This is a genomic window from Rhodoferax sp. GW822-FHT02D07, from assembly GCF_058802405.1.
Window position 1 is genome coordinate 710,478 of the sequence record NZ_JBXAOD010000002.1, and the last position, 17,206, is coordinate 727,683.

General features: G+C 64.1%; 18 protein-coding genes. 8 read left to right on the forward strand and 10 right to left on the reverse strand.

Translation table 11 applies throughout. The features are described 5' to 3' along the window. Positions 1-15: 15 nt before the first annotated feature. Genes pcnB through AC1RNN_RS07985 form a run of 4 tightly spaced genes read right to left on the reverse strand, consistent with a single transcriptional unit; the run spans position 16 to position 4,068 of the window. Positions 16-1,578 carry a polynucleotide adenylyltransferase PcnB gene (gene pcnB / locus AC1RNN_RS07970; RefSeq protein WP_493087158.1) on the reverse strand — a complete coding sequence of 521 codons (1,563 nt, stop codon included), beginning with the start codon at positions 1,576-1,578 and terminating at the stop codon, positions 16-18. A gap of 30 nt (positions 1,579-1,608) precedes the next feature. After that, positions 1,609-2,295 carry a histidinol-phosphatase gene (locus AC1RNN_RS07975; RefSeq protein WP_493087156.1) on the reverse strand — a complete coding sequence of 229 codons (687 nt, stop codon included), beginning with the start codon at positions 2,293-2,295 and terminating at the stop codon, positions 1,609-1,611. Next, complete coding sequence (gene hda, locus AC1RNN_RS07980; protein WP_493087154.1) at positions 2,292-2,978, reverse strand: DnaA regulatory inactivator Hda; 687 nt, start codon at positions 2,976-2,978, stop codon at positions 2,292-2,294. The genes AC1RNN_RS07975 and hda overlap by 4 nt, the downstream gene beginning before the upstream one ends. Before the next feature lie 10 nt (positions 2,979-2,988). Continuing rightward, a complete protein-coding gene (locus AC1RNN_RS07985) occupies positions 2,989-4,068 on the reverse strand; it encodes an AI-2E family transporter (RefSeq protein ID WP_493087153.1) in 1,080 nt (359 codons plus the stop codon). Between the two features lie 143 nt (positions 4,069-4,211). Here AC1RNN_RS07985 and purM point away from each other — a divergent pair, with 143 nt between their 5' ends. Together purM and AC1RNN_RS07995 are read left to right on the forward strand one after the other, a co-directional pair. Further along, positions 4,212-5,261 (forward strand): phosphoribosylformylglycinamidine cyclo-ligase, encoded by a 1,050-nt coding sequence (gene purM, locus AC1RNN_RS07990; protein WP_493087151.1) that lies wholly within the window; start codon positions 4,212-4,214, stop codon positions 5,259-5,261. Between the two features lie 133 nt (positions 5,262-5,394). Next, positions 5,395-6,264 carry a ParA family protein gene (locus AC1RNN_RS07995; protein ID WP_493087149.1) on the forward strand — a complete coding sequence of 290 codons (870 nt, stop codon included), beginning with the start codon at positions 5,395-5,397 and terminating at the stop codon, positions 6,262-6,264. 6 nt (positions 6,265-6,270) lie between these two features. On the opposite strand, the gene AC1RNN_RS08000 is transcribed toward AC1RNN_RS07995, so the two are convergent. Together AC1RNN_RS08000 and murJ are read right to left on the reverse strand one after the other, a co-directional pair. After that, positions 6,271-7,128, reverse strand: coding sequence for a SirB1 family protein (locus tag AC1RNN_RS08000; protein WP_493087148.1), 858 nt, complete (start codon positions 7,126-7,128; stop codon positions 6,271-6,273). A gap of 38 nt (positions 7,129-7,166) precedes the next feature. Next, on the reverse strand, positions 7,167-8,732 hold the full coding sequence (murJ, locus tag AC1RNN_RS08005) for a murein biosynthesis integral membrane protein MurJ (RefSeq protein WP_493087146.1): 1,566 nt from the start codon (positions 8,730-8,732) through the stop codon (positions 7,167-7,169). A 126-nt stretch (positions 8,733-8,858) separates the two neighbouring features. Between murJ and rpsT the strand changes: the two genes are divergently transcribed. Further along, on the forward strand, positions 8,859-9,158 hold the full coding sequence (gene rpsT / locus AC1RNN_RS08010) for a 30S ribosomal protein S20 (protein WP_493087144.1): 300 nt from the start codon (positions 8,859-8,861) through the stop codon (positions 9,156-9,158). Positions 9,159-9,311: 153 nt separating this feature from the next. On the opposite strand, the gene AC1RNN_RS08015 is transcribed toward rpsT, so the two are convergent. Next, complete coding sequence (locus AC1RNN_RS08015; protein WP_493087142.1) at positions 9,312-9,632, reverse strand: DUF3579 domain-containing protein; 321 nt, start codon at positions 9,630-9,632, stop codon at positions 9,312-9,314. A 241-nt stretch (positions 9,633-9,873) separates the two neighbouring features. Between AC1RNN_RS08015 and AC1RNN_RS08020 the strand changes: the two genes are divergently transcribed. Beyond that, on the forward strand, positions 9,874-11,094 hold the full coding sequence (locus AC1RNN_RS08020; protein ID WP_493087140.1) for an aspartate aminotransferase family protein: 1,221 nt from the start codon (positions 9,874-9,876) through the stop codon (positions 11,092-11,094). Further along, complete coding sequence (gene argF / locus AC1RNN_RS08025) at positions 11,091-12,065, forward strand: ornithine carbamoyltransferase (RefSeq protein ID WP_493087139.1); 975 nt, start codon at positions 11,091-11,093, stop codon at positions 12,063-12,065. The genes AC1RNN_RS08020 and argF overlap by 4 nt, the downstream gene beginning before the upstream one ends. Before the next feature lie 24 nt (positions 12,066-12,089). Here argF and AC1RNN_RS08030 read toward each other — a convergent pair whose 3' ends face one another. Then, positions 12,090-12,572 (reverse strand): hypothetical protein, encoded by a 483-nt coding sequence (locus AC1RNN_RS08030; protein ID WP_493087137.1) that lies wholly within the window; start codon positions 12,570-12,572, stop codon positions 12,090-12,092. Positions 12,573-12,628: 56 nt separating this feature from the next. Then, positions 12,629-13,105, reverse strand: a complete 477-nt coding sequence (locus AC1RNN_RS08035; protein WP_493087136.1) for an Lrp/AsnC family transcriptional regulator — start codon at positions 13,103-13,105, stop codon at positions 12,629-12,631. Positions 13,106-13,226: 121 nt separating this feature from the next. Between AC1RNN_RS08035 and kynU the strand changes: the two genes are divergently transcribed. After that, positions 13,227-14,513, forward strand: a complete 1,287-nt coding sequence (gene kynU, locus AC1RNN_RS08040) for a kynureninase (protein ID WP_493087135.1) — start codon at positions 13,227-13,229, stop codon at positions 14,511-14,513. A 1-nt stretch (position 14,514) separates the two neighbouring features. After that, positions 14,515-15,408 carry a tryptophan 2,3-dioxygenase gene (gene kynA, locus AC1RNN_RS08045; protein WP_493087133.1) on the forward strand — a complete coding sequence of 298 codons (894 nt, stop codon included), beginning with the start codon at positions 14,515-14,517 and terminating at the stop codon, positions 15,406-15,408. A 99-nt stretch (positions 15,409-15,507) separates the two neighbouring features. On the opposite strand, the gene AC1RNN_RS08050 is transcribed toward kynA, so the two are convergent. After that, on the reverse strand, positions 15,508-15,987 hold the full coding sequence (locus AC1RNN_RS08050) for an Lrp/AsnC family transcriptional regulator (protein ID WP_493087131.1): 480 nt from the start codon (positions 15,985-15,987) through the stop codon (positions 15,508-15,510). A gap of 151 nt (positions 15,988-16,138) precedes the next feature. On the opposite strand from AC1RNN_RS08050, the gene AC1RNN_RS08055 reads away from it, so the two are divergent. Further along, the gene (locus AC1RNN_RS08055; protein WP_493087129.1) at positions 16,139-17,179 is read left to right on the forward strand and encodes a zinc-dependent alcohol dehydrogenase family protein; all 1,041 of its coding nucleotides are present in this window, start codon (positions 16,139-16,141) and stop codon (positions 17,177-17,179) included. The last annotated feature ends 27 nt before the right edge of the window (positions 17,180-17,206 follow it).

Sequence of the window (17,206 nt, forward strand, 5' to 3'; positions counted from 1 at the left end):
TATGGCTGGAAGCGCTTATTCGCCCTGGGGCGCAGCGCCCTCACCACCCCGGCCGCCCGAGCGGCGACGGCGGCGGCGCTTGCGCGGCGCGCTGTCACCAGAAGAACCAGACTCACTCTCGAACTCTTCGCGTGGTGCGGCGTCTTCGGCTGGCGCGGCGGTCTTGGCGGGGGCACGGGGCGGGCGCGGGGCCTGCTTGCGCTGTTGCTGCTGCTCGGCGCGCACCTGGTCCACCATGTCCTGGCGGGTGTCGTCGCTGGCCAGGCTGAATTCCTGCCACCAGTCGGCCAGGGTTTCGTCAATCTCGCCGGCGTCGGCGCGCAGGCGCATGAAGTCAAAGCCAGCGCGGAAACGCGGCTGCTCTACCATGCCAAAGGGCGTGCTGCCCACGCGCTTGTCAAAGCGCGGCTGCATGAGCCAGATCTCGCGCATGTCGCCGGCCAGCTTGCCGCGGCCGGATACATCGCCAATGCGGGCGTTGAACACGTCCTCGATCGCGTCCTGCAGCGCCGGGTGGCTGTGCTGGCCGCTGCGTGTGCGCTGGGACCAGCCGTCGCGCACATCGGCCCAGAGCACGCAGGCCAACAGGAAACTGGGCGCCACGGGCTTGCCTTCGCCCACGCGGCGGTCGGTATCGCGCAGCGCGGCAGCGACGATGCCTTGCTCGGCGCGCTCCACCACCACGTCCAGCAGCGGATAGATACCACGCGCCAGGCCCAGGGCCTTGAGCTGGGCGATGGAGGCCAGCGCGTGGCCGGTCTGCAGCAGCTTGAGCATTTCGTCGAACAAGCGGCTTTGCGGTACGTCGTTGAGCAACTTCTGGCTCTTGACCAGAGGACCGGCGGTCTTGGGTTCCAGCTTGAAGTCCAGCGGGCTGAGCTTGGCGGCGAAGCGCACCGCGCGGATGATACGCACCGGGTCTTCACGGTAGCGCGTGGCGGCGTCGCCAATCATGCGCAGGGTGCGGCTCTTCACGTCCTTGAGGCCGTTGTGGTAGTCCACCACGATCTGGGTCTCGGGGTCGTAGTACATCGCGTTGATGGTGAAGTCGCGGCGCACCGCGTCTTCTTCCTGCGGGCCCCAGACGTTGTCACGCAGCACGCGGCCGCTGCTGTCCACGGCATGCTGCATGCCGGCGAGCTCGCTCTTGCTGGTGCGCTCGTTGCCAGCCACCTGCTCGGCGGCGGCATTGTCCAGGTAGGCGCGGAAGGTGGAAACTTCGATCACCTCATGCTCGCGTCCGCGTCCGTAGACCACGTGCACGATGCGAAAGCGCCGGCCGATGATGAAGGCGCGGCGGAACAGACCCTTGACCTGCTCGGGCGTGGCGTTGGTGGCCACGTCAAAGTCCTTGGGGCGCAGGCCAACCAGCAGGTCGCGCACCGCGCCGCCCACAACATACGCCTCATAGCCCGCTTGTTTCAGGGTGCGCACCACGTTAATGGCGCGGTCGTCCACCAGCGAGGGATCGATGCCGTGCACGGACGAGGGAATCTCCACCCGTTTGCCGAACTTGGGCTTATTGCCGGCAGCCGTTGGGGCCTTGCCCAGCAATTTGTCGATGATTTTCTTGATCAAAAGAGACTTCCACGCGGCCAGCGCCGCAACTCAGGAAAAGAGCTCAAGTATGCGCCATCCGCGCTCTTGGGCCAGGGCGCGCAGGCGCGCGTCGGGGTTGGTAGCGACCGCCACATTGGCTTTTTCCATCAGGGGCACGTCGTTGATGGAGTCGGAATAGAAGGTGGTGTGCACGGTATCCCAGGCCAGGCCACGGTCGCTGAGCCACTGGTTCACACGGGTGACCTTGCCTTCGCGGAAGGACGGCACGCCGGCAATCTCGCCGGTGTACCAGCCTGTGCCGCCGGGAGCATCATCCGTCACTAGGTCCACGGCAATCAGGTCTTCCACGCCAAAGGCTGTGGCAATCGGACGGGTCACAAAAGCGTTGGTGGCCGTCACGATGATCACTGTGTCACCCGCAGCCTGGTGATCCTGCACCAGCTTCAGGGCTTGGGGTTGGATAGCCTTTTGGATCACAGCCCGCATGAAATCTTCGTGAGCAGCTATCGATTTTGCAGCACCCTGCTTCACCACAGCCGCTGTGGCAAAGCGGCAGTAGGCATGGATATCCAGGGTTCCGGCCTTGTAGTGCTCGTAGAACGCGTGGTTTTGCTGCTGGAAGCTGGCCGCATCCGTCCACCCGAGCGCGGTCGTGAATTCGCCCCAGGCGAAATCCGAATCCAGCGGGATCAGGGTGTGGTCCAGGTCAAACAGGGCAAGTTTCTTCAGGGTCATTGGTTCTCCAGCATGGACTTGATCATGGGAATGGTGATGGCGCGCTGGGTCTGCAGGGCATAGCCGTCCATCAGTTCGAGCAGCTCCATGAGGCTGCCCAGGTCGCGGCTGAAGCGCTTGAGCATGAAGTCCATCACCTCATCGCTCAGGAACACACCGCGCGCATCGGCCGCCTGGCGTAGCACCGAGCGGCGCTCGGGCTCGCTGAGCACCTGCAGGCCAAAGATATGGCCCCAGCCCAGGCGGGTGCGCAGGTCATCGCGCAGCTTGAGTTCCACGGGCGCGGCCTCGCCCGCCGCCAGCACGGGGCGCTGGTGGGTCTGGGCGTTCACAAACCAGTTGAATGCCATGTGCTGCTGCTCGGCCGTGTACAGGTGCACATCATCCATCAGCACCGCAGCCCAGCTTTCGTCAAACTCAGCCGGTTCCAGCACGCCGGCATCCAGCCAGCCCACGCGGGCGCCCTGCTCGCGCAGGCCTTCGCGCGCAGCCTTGAGCAAATGGCTTTTGCCGCTACCCTCGGGGCCCCAAAAATAGGTAGGCACTGGCGAGCGGCTCTGCGCGCTGCTCTTGGCGCCTATCCAGAGTTCCAGGTGTCTGAGCGCGGCCTCGTTGGGGCCCGCGAAAAAGTTCGCCACTGTCGGCCCTGTAGACAGGCCGATGTCCAGGGCAATCTGTTGCATTGCCAAAGTGTTATCCCAAATAGAGGCGGCTGGCCAGGTAACCAGCACGGACGCGACGCACCGCGACCAATAGCACGGCACTGGCTGGCAGGGCGATCAGGACGCCCACAAAACCAAACAGCTGCCCGAAAGCCAGCAAGGCAAAAATCACCGCCAGCGGATGCAGGCCAATGCGCTCGCCCACCAAGCGCGGCGTGAGGTACAGGCTTTCCACCAACTGCCCTAGGCCATAGACCACGGCCACCATGACCAACGGGTAAACCACACCACCGCTGGAAAACTCCAGCAGACCGGCAAACGTGGCCAGTACCAGCCCCACGCCAAATCCCAGGTAGGGCACAAAAATTGCCAAGCCTGTAAAGATGCCAATGGGCAAGGCCAGGTCCAGCCCGAACAAGGCCAGGCCCACGCTGTAGCCCACGGCCAAAATCAGCATCACCAGCAGCTGGCCGCGCAGGTACTGGCCCAGCACTTCGTCCGCCTCGGACAGGAAACTGTTGACCCCGGCGCGCATGCGCAGCGGCACCAGCTCGCGCACATGGCCCACCAAACGGTCCCAGTCCATCAACAGGTAGAACAAGGCCACGGGAATCAGGATGGCGTTGCCGATGATGGCAAAGGCCACGCTGCCACCCAGCTTGACCGAGGCCAACACCGAGCCCAGCGCATCTTCGACGTTGGCATTGAGGTACTTCATGACAAAGCCCTTGATGCTGGCCACGTCCAGCGACACGCGGATGCCCCATTGCGCCAGCCAGGGTTTGACGGTGGTGTTCAGGCTGTCCAGCATCGCGGGGAACTGCTCCCGCATGAGCGGCAGCTCCTTCGCAAAGATGGGAACGATGAGCAGCAGCACGCTGAACAGTGCCACCACAAACAGCAGCTCCACCACGACCACGGCCACCAGGCGTGGCAAGCGGCCCCGCCCCAGGTCGTCGAGCCAGTCCACCAGCGGGGTCAGCGCATAGGCCAACACCGCCGCCACCACAAAAGGCGCCAGCACCGGGGCCAGTAGCCACAGCGCCAGTACCAGCAGACCCGCAATCAGGGCCCAGGCGGCAAAACTTTTTTGGGTGGTGGTGAATTGCATGCGGTGGGGTGAAACCTTATGGGAAGTTTTAGCGAGGGTGCAACCTGATTCAGGGGGCTGGCGCAGTCGCAGCTAAAATCTGGGGCAAATTCTATCGGGGTCTGCCTCTGTTCTGCCCCAAAAGCCACATCCCGCCACCGCCCATGACCCAATCTGCCTCCCCCACTCCCCTTTCCTACAAAGACGCCGGTGTTGACATCGTTGCCGGCGACGCGCTGGTCGAACGCATCAAACCCCTGGCGAAAAAGACCATGCGCGAGGGCGTGCTGGCTGGCATTGGCGGCTTTGGCGCCCTGTTTGAAGTGCCCAAGCGCTACAAGGAACCGGTGCTGGTGAGCGGCACCGACGGCGTGGGCACCAAGCTCAAGCTGGCCTTTGAGTGGAATATGCACGACACCGTGGGCATCGACCTGGTGGCCATGAGTGTCAACGACGTGCTGGTGCAGGGCGCCGAACCCCTGTTCTTCCTGGATTACTTTGCCTGCGGCAAGCTGGACGTGGACACGGCTGCTGCCGTAGTTGGCGGCATTGCCAAGGGCTGCGAGCTGTCTGGCTGCGCCCTGATTGGCGGCGAAACCGCTGAAATGCCCGGCATGTACCCCGCCGGCGAATACGACCTGGCCGGCTTCGCCGTCGGTGCGGTCGAAAAGTCTAAGATCCTGACCGGCGCGGACGTGAAGCCCGGCGACGTGGTGCTGGGCCTGGCCTCCGCCGGCGTGCACTCCAACGGCTTCAGCCTGGTGCGCAAGTGCATTGAGCGGGCTGAAAGCGCTGGCACCGTGCCCGCCACGCTGGACGGCAAGCCCTTCAAACAAGCCATCATGGAGCCCACCCGCCTGTACGTGAAGAACGTGCTGGCTGCGCTGGCCGCCCACCCCATCAAGGCCCTGGCCCACATCACCGGTGGCGGTTTGTTGGAAAACATCCCCCGCGTGCTGCCTGAAGGCACGGCCGCCCACCTGAAGAAGGGCAGTTGGCCCCAGACCGAGTTGTTTGCCTGGCTGCAGGCAACGGCTGGCATCGACGACATCGAGATGAACCGCACCTTCAACAACGGCATTGGCATGGTGGTGGTGGTGGATGCCGCTGACGCAGAAGCCACGGCCGCCACGCTGCGCGCCAGCGGTGAAACCGTGCACACCATTGGCGTGATTGCCGTCCAAGGCAGCGGCGCCCAGGTCGTCGTCGCCTGATCCCGGGCGGGAGCCTGATGCGCTCCCGCCACACCCTGCTAGTAAATTTATAGCTGCTCGCGCAGAGCTGCTATGGACTTTTGCCGGTTTTTGGCCCAAACTTTGTCCCTCACTGGGCCATCGTTGGAGCAACATGCCGGTCATCGCAGTCGTGAATCGCAAGGGGGGCAGCGGTAAAAGCACCCTCGCCACCCATCTGGCCGCCTGGCTGGCCCGGCAAGGCGTGGCGGTCATGTTGGGCGATGTGGACCGCCAGCAAAGCACCAAGGCCTGGCTCAAACGCCGCTCTCCCGCCCTCCCCACCATCGCCCCCTGGGCCCTGGACCAGAAGAACGTTCTCAAAGTACCGCATGGCGTGACCCATGTGGTGCTGGACACCCCCGGCGGCATGCAGGGCTTCGAGCTGGCCCGCATCATCATGTCGGCCGACGCGGTGCTGGTGCCCGTCTGCAACTCACTGTTCGACCGGGAATCGGCCGCCGCCTGCCTGGCCGAGCTGGCCAGCCTTCCGCGTGTGGCCTCCGGCCGCTGCCAGCTGGGTGTGGTCGGCATGCGGCTGGACGCGCGCACCAAAGGTGCGGATACCCTGCAGCAATGGGCGCAGGACCTGAAACTCAATTTCCTCGGCGTGCTGCGCGAAACCCAAGGCTATGTGCGCGGGCTGGAAACCGGCATCACCCTGTTTGATGCAGCCAACAGTGCCCAACAGGCCGATCTGGCCCAATGGGAACCCATCCTGCAGTGGCTGCGCCCCATCGCCCGTTTGCAAGCCGCGGCGGTGGCAGCCCCCGCACCGGCTCCCGTGGTCCCGCCTTCCACGGTTCAGGCTTCCCGCGCCGCCAGCCTCATGCCGGCGCAGGAGTCACTGGTGCATGGCAGACGGCTGTCAGTATTTGCCCAAGGCATCAAGACCGGTGCAGACACGGTGACGGGGGTGGATTTGAACCGCGCCCTGCCTGCTGCGGCTTCCAGTGCCGTGCCACAATTTCTGTTGCGGCACTAGCCTGCGTCAGGGCTGGCGCAACTGGCGCCGCAGCACGCTGACCTGCTCGGCCACGGCGTCCACATCGACCACGTTTTCGGCGTGCACCAAGTAGCACTCCAGGTCAGACAATGCGGCCACCTGGTTGCCCAGCGAGGCATGGACCAGACCCCGGTCACGGTATTCGGACCAAGACTCCGGCAATAGCACGACCAGGCGCTCCTGCACCGCCAGCAGCCGGGGCCAGTCTTCCTGGGAGCGGTAGATTTCCTTGAGGTTGCGCAGCATCCGCGCCAGGATCTCGCGCGGCGTGGCGGACTGCAGGTACAGGCCCAGTGGCGCCTCAAAGGCGTCGACCAGCCCGCTACGTTTGCGGTAGGGCTCCAGCATCTCCGAGAGCTCCTCACGGCTCAGCGAGCGACCGGTCAGCGGCTCGATCACCGCCTGGCCCACAGGCAGCATGACCTTGATGAGGAAGTGCCCCGGAAAACTCACCCCATGCACATCCAGGCCCAGGCCCTGGGCCAGCTCCATCCAGACCATGGCCAGCGAGATCGGGATACCGCGGCGCGTGCGCAGCAGCACACTGGGAAAGCTGTTGTCGGGGTCGTAATAATTGTTATGGTTGCCGCCGAACCCCAGGTCATCGTAGAAAAAGCGGTTCAGCACGCGCAGCCGCTGGATGGCCGGCGCGTCGGCTGCCAGGCGGCGCTTGACGCGCGCAAGCAGTTGGTCCATCTCGCCCAGCACGGTCTGCACATCAGTCTCGGGGTACTCGTCCTGGGCCAGACAGACGGCCGCCTCGAAGAGCACAAACTCGCTGTCGCTGTGCACCAGCGCGCCGAAGTAATCCAGCGGCGTGGGAATGGCAAAGGGCAGAACCATGGCTATCTCCCTCTAGGGCTTCACGTCAAGGCACGACACTAACGGCGCAGGAACTGGCGCAGATTCAGGCCGGCCGCCCAGGCCGCGCCCAGGTAGACCAGCGCCGCGCCACTCAGCAGCAGGGCCAGCCAGCCTATGCGCAGCCAGTGCTGGCTGCGCAGCGCCACCCAGTCCACCAGGCCCGCAGCCCAGAGCAGGTATATCACCAACAAGGCACTGGCGGCCAGCACCTGCAATGTAAAGCGCCCCCAGCCCGGCTTGGGCCGGTAACTGCCGCGGCGCAGCAGGCCAATCAGCAACCACAGCGCATTGAGCATGGCCCCCAGGCCGATGGAGAGCGACAGGCCCGCGTGTTTGAACAGCGGCACCAGGGCCAGGTTGAGCAGCTGCGTCACGATGAGCACCACGATGGCGATGCGCACCGGCGTCTTGATGTCCTGGCTGGCGTAGTAGCCCGGCGCCAGCACCTTGATCGCCACAATGCCGACCAGCCCCGCGCCCCAGCCCATCAGGGCCAGCGCGGTCTGCTGCACGTCCGTGGCCGAGAAGGCGCCGTAGTGATAAAGCACCGCCACCAGAGGCTTGGCAAAGGTCAGCAGGCCGATGGCGCAGGGGACGGAGAGCAGCACCACGATGCGCAGGCCCCAGTCCAGCAGGCCCGAGTACTGCTCGGTATCGGCCGTTGCGCGCGCCCCGGCCAGTTGGGGCATAAGCACCACGCCCAGCGCCACACCCAGCATGGCGGTGGGGAATTCCATCAGCCGGTCGGCATAGGTCAGCCAGCTCACGCTGCCGGTGGGCAGGTGCGAGGCGATCTGGGTGTTGATCAGCAGCGAGATCTGGGCCACGCTCACGCCCAGCAGGGCCGGCAGCATGAGTTTGCCAATGCGCCGTGTCTCCGGGTCGGCCCAGGCCTCGCGCAGGGCCGCACCGGCCAGACGCACGCGCGGCAGCATGCCCAGACGCAGCAGCGCCGGAATCTGCACCGCCAGTTGCAGCACACCGCCCAACATGACGCCGCCGGCCAGCGCATAGATCGGCGGCACGCCGCGCGCCGCCAACCAGGGCACGCCCAGCCAGGCCGCCGCAATCATGCTGACATTGAGCAGCACCGGTGTGGCCGCCGGTACTGCAAAGTGCTTCCAGGTATTGAGAATGCCCGAGGCCAGCGCCACCAGCGACATGAAACCGATGTAGGGGAACATGAAGCGCGTCATCTGCACCGCTGCGTCATAGCCCTCGGGGTTTTGCTGCAGGCCGCTGGCCATGGCCCAGACCATGAGCGGCGCGAGCAGCACGCCAAACACACAGGTCAGCAACAGCGCCAGAACCAGCAGGCTGGCCACATGGTCGACCAGCCGCTTGGTGGCGGCCTCGCCGTGCTGGGCCTTGCTGCCGGCCAGCACCGGCACAAAGGCCTGGCTGAAGGCCCCCTCGGCCAGCAGCCGGCGGAACAGGTTGGGAATGCGAAATGCCACGTTGAAGGCATCGGTCATCGCGCTGGCGCCAAAGGCGGCTGCCACCAGCAGTTCACGGACCAGGCCGGTGATGCGCGAGGCCAGTGTCCACAAAGACACGGTAGATACGGATTTGATCAAGCTCACCGTCCGAAGTGTAGCCCTTGGCCCAGGCTGACCAGAGGCCCGGACGGCCGATTTGAGCGTCCGGCCGCTTACTGGTACAATCGCGGGCTTTGCTGGCAACATCCTCCAACACAAGGAATTCAAATCATGGCATCTGGTAAACCCAAGAAAAAGAACCCGCGCCTTGCGTCGGGCCGTAAGCGCGTCCGTCAGGACGTCAAGATCAACGCTGCGAACACCTCCTTGCGTTCCAAGTACCGCACTGCGGTGAAGAACGTGGAAAAGGCAGTGCTGGCTGGTGACAAGACCAAGGCCGGTGAACTGTTCGCCAAGATGCAAGCCGTGGTTGACGCCGTGGCTGACAAGGGCATCTTCCACAAGAACAAGGCCGCTCGCGACAAGAGCCGCCTGGCCTCCAAGGTGAAGACCTTGGCTCTCGCCGCCTAATCACTTAGGCAATCGCACGCATCCTGCCCGTCAGGATGCGCCGTTTGTAGTGGGTGCGCTGCCAGCAAGAAAGCAAACCTAAAAGCAAAAAAGCCGTTCAGATGAACGGCTTTTTTGTTTCCGGCTCCCGCGTGGGGTGCGACAGACAGAAAGTTATTCGGATTTGCGCGCCGGAGGCTCGGGCCGGGTCTCACTGACCTGCAGCTCGTTGTCACGTGCGAAGTTCAGGCAGAAGTCCCAGGCCATGACGTCATAGTCGCGCAGGTCGCGGTGCACGATCACGCATTTAGTCGAGCCGATCGAGGTGGGCACACACCAAGGCGAGTAGCCCAGATGGCTGCCGGGCTGGGGACCGCCGGGACGGAACTGGCTCATGACACCCGCCAAGCGCTCGGCCCAGTCGCTGGGGCGAAACGTCTTGCCTTGCAAGGTCAGTCCCAGGATGAAGAGCTCTTTGGAAGGTGTGGATGCCATCGGGGTGAAGAAGTAAGCGGGGGCGCCGCATATACGCTGGTGGCGTGCTGCGCCGCACAAGAATTCTACCCGCTCTGCCGCCACTCCCACGGCAAAGCTGCTATGCCGACAGGCGCATCGCGGGCATCACAGTGATGCCCATTTGTCACCAAACCACCACGGGCCATGCGCCTAAAATCAGGCTTCAACGGCCCACCCCACGTTGGGCCGCCTTTGTTTGTAGCCAACCCGGAGTTATTGCATGACCGCCGCCACGCCAGCCACCACGCCGTCCTCACCCCATGTGATGAACACCTATGGCCGATTGCCCGTCGCCCTCAGCCACGGCCAGGGCTGCCGCGTGTGGGACGTCAATGGCAAGGAGTACCTGGACGCGCTGGGCGGCATCGCCGTCAACACCGTGGGCCACAACCACCCCAAGCTGGTCGCCGCCCTGCAGGATCAGGTGACCAAGCTCATCCACACCTCCAACTACTACCACATCCCCCTGCAGGAAGAACTCGCCAGCCTGCTGGTGGAGCGCTCGGGCATGACCAATGTCTTCTTCTGCTCCACCGGTCTGGAGGCCAATGAAGCCGCCCTCAAGCTGGCGCGCAAGTTCGGCCACGACAAAGGCATTGAACGCCCCGAGGTGGTGGTCTACGAGAAGGCCTTCCACGGCCGCTCCATCGCCACCCTGAGCGCCACCGGCAACCCCAAGGTCCAGGCAGGCTTTGGCCCGCTGGTCGAGGGCTTTATCCGCGTGCCCGTCAACAACATCGAGGCGCTGAAGAAGGCCACCGAGGGCAACCCCAATGTGGTGGCTGTGTTCTTCGAGGCCATTCAGGGCGAAGGCGGCGTCAACCCCATGCACATGGACTACCTGCGTGAGGTGCGCGCACTGTGCAACGAGCTTGACTGGCTGATGATGATTGACGAGGTGCAGTGCGGCATGGGCCGCACCGGCAAATGGTTTGCGCACCAGTGGGCCGGTATCCAGCCCGACGTGATGCCCCTGGCCAAGGGCCTGGGCTCGGGCGTGCCCGTGGGTGCGGTGGTGGTGGGCCCCAAGGCCGCCAGCATCTTCCAGCCCGGCAACCATGGCTCCACCTTTGGCGGCAACCCGCTGGCCATGCGCGCCGGTGTGGAAACCATTCGCATCATGGAGGCCGAGGGCCTGCTGGCCAATGCCGCAGAGGTGGGCAAGCATCTGCGCGCCGGCCTGGAGAAGGCGCTGGCGGCCGAGCTGGCCAATGGCGGCGTCAAGGAAATCCGCGGCCAGGGCCTGATGCTGGGCATTGACCTGGCCAAGCCCTGCGGTGCACTGGTGCAGCGCGCGCTGGATGCGGGCCTGCTCATCAGTGTCACCGCGGACAGCGTGGTGCGCCTCGTGCCATCGCTGACCCTGAGCCGCGCCGAGGCCGACCAGATCGTCGCCATCCTCTGCCCCCTGATCTCCGCCATCCTCAAGGAAGCCGCATGAGCCTGCCGCACAACGCCGTTCCCAGCACCCTGCCCCAGGGCGCACCGCCGCTGCGGCACTACCTGCAGTTCGACGACTTCAGCGCCGACGAGTACGCCTACCTGCTGGAGCGCACCGCGTTCATCAAGGCCAAGTTCAAGCGCTTCGAGCGCCACCACACGCTGGTGGACCGCACGCTGGCCATGATCTTCGAGAAGGCCTCCACCCGCACGCGTGTGAGCTTCGAGGCCGGTATGTACCAGCTGGGCGGCAGCGTGGTGCACCTCACCACGGGTGATAGCCAGCTTGGCCGTGCCGAGCCCATTGAGGACAGCGCCAAGGTCATCAGCCGCATGACCGACATCGTGATGATCCGCACCTACGAGCAAACCAAGTTGCAAGCCTTTGCGGCCAACTCGCGCGTGCCCGTCATCAACGGCCTGACCAACGAGTTTCACCCCTGCCAGATCCTGGCCGACATCTTCACCTACATCGAACACCGCGGCCCCATCCAGGGCAAAACCGTGACCTGGGTGGGCGATGGCAACAACATGGCCAACACCTGGCTGCAGGCTGCGGCCAAGCTGGGCTTCCACCTGCGCGTGTCCACGCCCAGCGGCTATGAAGTCAATGAAAAATTGGCTGCTAGCCCTCATGGAATGGGCGCGGGTAGCTACAAAACCTATAGCGACCCACTGGAAGCCTGCCGTGGTGCCGACCTCATCACCACCGACGTCTGGACCAGCATGGGCTATGAGGCCGAGAACGAAGTGCGCCGCAAGGCCTTCGCTGCCTGGTGCGTGGACCGCAAGATGATGGCGGCTGCGGCCCCCGACGCCCTCTTCATGCACTGCCTGCCCGCCCACCGCGGCGAAGAGGTGGAAGCCGAAGTGATCGACGGCCCGCAAAGCGTGGTCTGGGACGAAGCGGAGAACCGCATGCACGTGCAAAAGGCACTCATGGAGTACCTGTTGCTGGGGCGCCTGGCCTGAAAGCCCTGGGCGCCCACAGGCGCCTCAACGCATCAAGTCTTCGATCGCGTCCACCACCATGCGCGTGCCAATGGCGATGAGCAAAATGTCATTGGCCACGCGCACGTACTTGTAGCCCGCTGGCGGCACGCCAATGCGCACCGACACCTCGCGCGGCAGCGGGTAGAACACGACATCCCCCGGCAGCGGCTGGCCCCGGGACCACTTCTTGGCCTGCCCGGGCGGCATGCAGCCATTGTTCTTCTTGGCCAAACCGGGCGGGCAATGGCCCTTGGCCTGCTGGCCGCCGTAGTAATCATGCGCCGCGCGGCGCTGCTCGTCGCCAAAGTAGCCGCCTATGCGCACCTCGACCGTGGGCCCCTGCACCTGGGCTGCCTCGCCGTGACCCTTGCCTTTGCCGGCCCATTCGGGCTTGTTGGCCTGGGCGGTTCCGCACAACACGGCGCAGGCCAGCCCCAGTGCCACTGCACGTGCGGGCAGGGAGAAAGACGCGTTGCGATGTTCCATAACGACTCCTTGTGGTTCTACAGAGGCCACATTGTGAGCCTGGAAACTGTGACGATTCAATCCAGCGGAACGGGTAGATCGGCCATCTGCCCCTTGAATTCTTGTAACGAGAAGTGCGACTGCACCTGACGCACGCCAGGCAGGCGGTGCAGCTTGCGTTGCAACAGCTCGGAGTAGTGGTCCAGATCACGCGCCACCACGCCCACCAGAAAGTCCGCCTGTCCCGAGATCGCGTGGAACTGCACGACCTCGGGAATCTCGGATACCGCCTCCACAAAGGCCTGCGAGGAGGTCTCGTTCTGGTGGTCTATGCCGATGAGCACAAAGGCCAGCACGCTATAGCCTAGCGCGCGCCGGTCCAGCGCCGCGTGGTAGCCCTTGATGGTGCCGTTGTCCTCGAGCTGCTTGACGCGCCGCCACGTGGGCGACTGCGAGAGATTAGCCATCTGCGCAAGTTCGCCCGAGGTAAGGCGCGCGTTGTCCTGCAAGGCCCGCAACAGCAGGCGGTCGGCTTTATCGCTAAGTTGTTGCATTAATTTTCCAAATTTCTGCATATGAAGACTAATTTAGTCTAATTTTTTGATTCACTCAAATAGATATCGAACTTTCAAAGTGAGCAACACATAATTCGAAAAACACCCTACCTCACTCCCCATGGCCACACCCTCCCTCACCCTAGCCGACTGCCGCGCACGCGACGCCGCCCACCCCCTGCACCCTCTGCGCGATCTGTTTGACATCCCCGCCGGCGTCATCTACCTGGACGGCAACTCCCTGGGTGTGATGCCCAAAACCGCCGCTGCACGCGCGGCCGAAGTGGTCACCCAGGAATGGGGCCAGGGCCTGATCCGCTCCTGGAACACGGCCGGCTGGTTCAGCCTGCCGCAGCGCCTGGGCAACCGCATTGCTCCGCTGATTGGCGCCGACGCCGACGAAGTGGTGGCCACCGACACCACCTCCATCAACCTCTTCAAGGTGCTGTCCGCCGCGCTCTCCATCGCCGCGCAGGATGCGCCGCAGCGCAAGCTCATCGTCAGCGAGCGCAGCAACTTCCCCACCGACCTCTATATCGCCGAAGGCCTGTGCAAGGAGCGCGGCTACACGCTCAAGCTGGTGGAGCCGGAAGAGATTGCGGCTTCGCTCACGGCCGATGTGGCCGTGCTCATGCTCACCCATGTGAACTACCGCACCGGTGCCATGCACAACATGACGGCGGTGACCGCCGCTGCGCACGCAGCGGGCGCACTGGTGGTGTGGGACCTGGCGCACAGCGCGGGTGCCGTGCCTGTGACGCTCAAAGCCTCGAACGCCGACTTCTCCATTGGCTGCGGCTACAAGTACCTCAATGGCGGCCCCGGCGCGCCGGCCTTTGTGTGGGTGAACCCCAGGCATGCCGACCGTTTCTGGCAGCCGCTCTCCGGCTGGTGGGGCCACGCAGCACCGTTTGCCTTCACGCCCGACTACCAGCCCGCGCCCGGTATCACGCGCTACCTCTGTGGCACCCAGCCCATCGTCAGCATGTCGCTGCTGGGCTGCGGCTTGGAAGGCTTTGAGGCCGCAGAGAAGCTGGGTGGCATGGCCGCACTGCGCGCCAAGTCGCTGGAACTCACCGACCTGTATATCCAGCTCGTCGAAGAGCGCTGCGCAGGCCACGGCCTGGGCCTGGCCACGCCACGTGACCATGCGCAGCGCGGCTCGCAGGTCTGCCTTACGCGTGATGAAGGTGCATTTGCCATCGTACAGGCCCTCATCGCACGCGGCGTCATCGGCGACTACCGCGCTGGCGATGGTGGCATCCACAAAGACATCCTGCGCTTTGGCTTCACGCCGCTCTACATCGGCTTTGAAGACGTCTGGAACGCCGTGGAGCATCTGCGCCAGGTGCTGGAGACCGAAGAGTGGAAGCGCCCCGAGTTCAACCAAAAGCATGCGGTGACCTGAGATGAGCACACCTTCCAACGGCTGCCCCATGCATGGGGCCACACCCCAGCCCTCGCCCTCTGCCGGTGAATCCATCGTCGCCGAAGAAAAGGCCCAGCTCGACTTCAGCCAAAGCATGAGCTACGGCGACTACCTGCAGATCGACACCATTCTGGCCGCGCAGAAGCCACTCTCGCCCACGCACGACGAGCTGCTCTTCATCATCCAGCACCAGACCAGCGAACTCTGGATGAAGCTCATGCTGCACGAGCTGACTGCGGCTATCGCCCACATCGCCAAGGACGACCTGCCGCCCGCCTTCAAGATGCTGGCGCGCGTGAGCAAGATCATGGAACAACTGGTCCACGCCTGGGATGTGCTGGCCACCATGACACCGCCCGAGTACACCGCCATGCGCCCCTACCTGGGCGCCAGCAGCGGATTCCAGAGCTTTCAGTACCGCTGCATTGAGTTCTCGCTGGGCAACAAGAACGTCGCCATGCTCAAGCCCCACGCCCATGCGCCCGAGCGCCTGGCGCTGGTGCAGGCCGCGTACGCAGCGCCCTCGCTGTACGACGAAGCCCTGAAACTCATGGCCCGCCGCGGCATTGCCGTGCCCGCCAGCCACTTGCAACGCGACTGGACCCAGCCCTACGCGGCCGATGCTGGCGTGGAGGCCGCGTGGCTGCAGGTCTACCGCGCACCGCGCGAACACTGGGACCTGTACCAACTGGCCGAAGAGCTGACCGACCTGGAAGACGCCTTCCGCCTCTGGCGCTTCCGCCATGTCACCACCGTGGAGCGCGTCATCGGCTTCAAGCGCGGCACCGGCGGCACCGGCGGCGTGAGCTACCTGCGCAAGATGCTGGACGTGGTGCTGTTCCCCGAAATCTGGTCGCTGCGCACAGCGCTGTAAGCGATTACAAGGAAAAACGGCCTCTAGCCCTTGTCGATATTGCGCCAGCAGCTACTCATTTGATGAGCGGTTGAGTTGTATCGGGCGGGCCAGCGCAGATCACGCCGCCAAAATATCGGTCACCGGCAAGCGGTTCGAGGCCTTCATTTCCCGCAGGGACAGGTTGGAGCGGATGCTCGATACAAAGGGCAGCTTGCGCAGCACCTCTTCCACAAAACGGCTGTAGTCATCCAGATCCCGCGCCACCACCTGCAGCAAAAAATCGGCTTCACCCGTGGTGTTGTGGCAGGCCAGCACGTTCGGGCTGGCCTGGATGATGCGTTCAAACGCGGCGGTGGCTTCGGTGGTGTGCTGGGTGAATGACAGCTGGACAAACGCCATCACCCCCAGGCCCAGTTTGCGGCGGTTCAGCATCACCTGGTAACCCTCAATCACGCCCTGTTCTTCCAGCCGTTTCACGCGCCGCCAGCATGGCGTTTCACTCAGCGAGAGATGTTCGGCCAACTTTGCGTTGGACAGCCGCCCATCCTGCTGCAGGCAATCCAGGATAGCGGCATCCGTTTTGTCAAAGTCACTCATTGGAGGGGATTCTTTCTATTTCTTGCATTTAGCGAAATGTTCACCACCAAACAAGCCCCAACCATAGCAAACAAGGAAAAGTAATTCCAGCCGGATGAGACCATAATTTTTCATCTATTTCGTTCCCGCCAATCCCCCTTCTGGAGTTCCCATGCAAGCCGTTGTCTACGAAGCCTTCTCCGCCCCACCCCGTCTGCAAACCGTGCCGGACCCGACGCCAGAGACGCATGGCGTAGTGGTCAAGGTGCAGGCCACCGGCGTGTGCCGCAGCGACTGGCACGGTTGGGTGGGGCATGACACCGACATCGTGCTACCCCACGTGCCCGGCCATGAACTGGCGGGCACGGTGGAAGCCGTGGGCAAAGACGTGACCCGCTGGAAGGTGGGCGACCGCGTTACCGTGCCTTTTGTGGGTGGCTGCGGCGCCTGTCCGGAATGCCACTCGGGCAACCAGCAGGTCTGCGAAAAGCAGTTCCAACCCGGCTTCACGCACTGGGGTTCGTTCGCGCAGTACGTCTCCATCCACAAGGCCGACCTGAACCTGGTGGCCCTACCCGAGACGCTGGACTTTGCCACCGCCGCCAGCCTGGGCTGCCGCTTTGTGACTTCCTTCCGCGCAGTGGTCGATCAGGGCAAAACCTCGGCGGGCCAATGGGTGGCCGTGCACGGCTGCGGTGGTGTGGGCCTCTCGGCCATCATGATTGCCCACGCGGTGGGCGCCAACGTGGTGGCCATCGACATCTCGGAAGACAAGCTGGCCATGGCGCGTGCCATGGGTGCGGTGGCCACGGTCAACGCCACCCAGGTGGCTAACGTGGTCGAGGCGGTGATGGAGATCACAAAAGGCGGCGCGCATGTGTCGCTGGACGCGCTGGGCCACCCCACAACATGCTTTAACTCCATCAGCAACCTGCGCCGTCGCGGCAAACACATTCAGGTGGGGTTGATGCTCGCCGAGAACAGCACGCCTGCCATCCCCATGGCCAAGGTCATCGCCCACGAGCTGGAGATTTTGGGCAGTCACGGCATGCAGGCCCACCGCTACGGCGCCATGCTCGACATGGTGCGCACCGGCAAACTGGCCCCTGAAAAGCTGGTGGGCAAAAAGATTAACCTTCAACAGTCCATAACCGCGCTGATGAACATGGACAAGTTCGAGGTGGCCGGCGTGACCGTGATCACCGAGTTCTGAGGCCCCTCCCAGTAAGGCCTAAGGCCC

What these genes read in the sequence shown, in the direction of transcription:
- AC1RNN_RS07975 (WP_493087156.1), bottom strand. Translation starts at nt 2,295, where the DNA reads ATGACCCTGAAGAAACTTGCCCTGTTTGACCTGGACCACACCCTGATC.
- hda (WP_493087154.1), bottom strand. Translation starts at nt 2,978, where the DNA reads ATGCAACAGATTGCCCTGGACATCGGCCTGTCTACAGGGCCGACAGTG.
- AC1RNN_RS07985 (WP_493087153.1), bottom strand. Translation starts at nt 4,068, where the DNA reads ATGCAATTCACCACCACCCAAAAAAGTTTTGCCGCCTGGGCCCTGATT.
- purM (WP_493087151.1), top strand. Translation starts at nt 4,212, where the DNA reads ATGACCCAATCTGCCTCCCCCACTCCCCTTTCCTACAAAGACGCCGGT.
- AC1RNN_RS07995 (WP_493087149.1), top strand. Translation starts at nt 5,395, where the DNA reads ATGCCGGTCATCGCAGTCGTGAATCGCAAGGGGGGCAGCGGTAAAAGC.
- AC1RNN_RS08000 (WP_493087148.1), bottom strand. Translation starts at nt 7,128, where the DNA reads ATGGTTCTGCCCTTTGCCATTCCCACGCCGCTGGATTACTTCGGCGCG.
- rpsT (WP_493087144.1), top strand. Translation starts at nt 8,859, where the DNA reads ATGGCATCTGGTAAACCCAAGAAAAAGAACCCGCGCCTTGCGTCGGGC.
- AC1RNN_RS08015 (WP_493087142.1), bottom strand. Translation starts at nt 9,632, where the DNA reads ATGGCATCCACACCTTCCAAAGAGCTCTTCATCCTGGGACTGACCTTG.
- AC1RNN_RS08020 (WP_493087140.1), top strand. Translation starts at nt 9,874, where the DNA reads ATGACCGCCGCCACGCCAGCCACCACGCCGTCCTCACCCCATGTGATG.
- argF (WP_493087139.1), top strand. Translation starts at nt 11,091, where the DNA reads ATGAGCCTGCCGCACAACGCCGTTCCCAGCACCCTGCCCCAGGGCGCA.
- AC1RNN_RS08030 (WP_493087137.1), bottom strand. Translation starts at nt 12,572, where the DNA reads ATGGAACATCGCAACGCGTCTTTCTCCCTGCCCGCACGTGCAGTGGCA.
- AC1RNN_RS08035 (WP_493087136.1), bottom strand. Translation starts at nt 13,105, where the DNA reads ATGCAACAACTTAGCGATAAAGCCGACCGCCTGCTGTTGCGGGCCTTG.
- kynU (WP_493087135.1), top strand. Translation starts at nt 13,227, where the DNA reads ATGGCCACACCCTCCCTCACCCTAGCCGACTGCCGCGCACGCGACGCC.
- kynA (WP_493087133.1), top strand. Translation starts at nt 14,515, where the DNA reads ATGAGCACACCTTCCAACGGCTGCCCCATGCATGGGGCCACACCCCAG.
- AC1RNN_RS08050 (WP_493087131.1), bottom strand. Translation starts at nt 15,987, where the DNA reads ATGAGTGACTTTGACAAAACGGATGCCGCTATCCTGGATTGCCTGCAG.
- AC1RNN_RS08055 (WP_493087129.1), top strand. Translation starts at nt 16,139, where the DNA reads ATGCAAGCCGTTGTCTACGAAGCCTTCTCCGCCCCACCCCGTCTGCAA.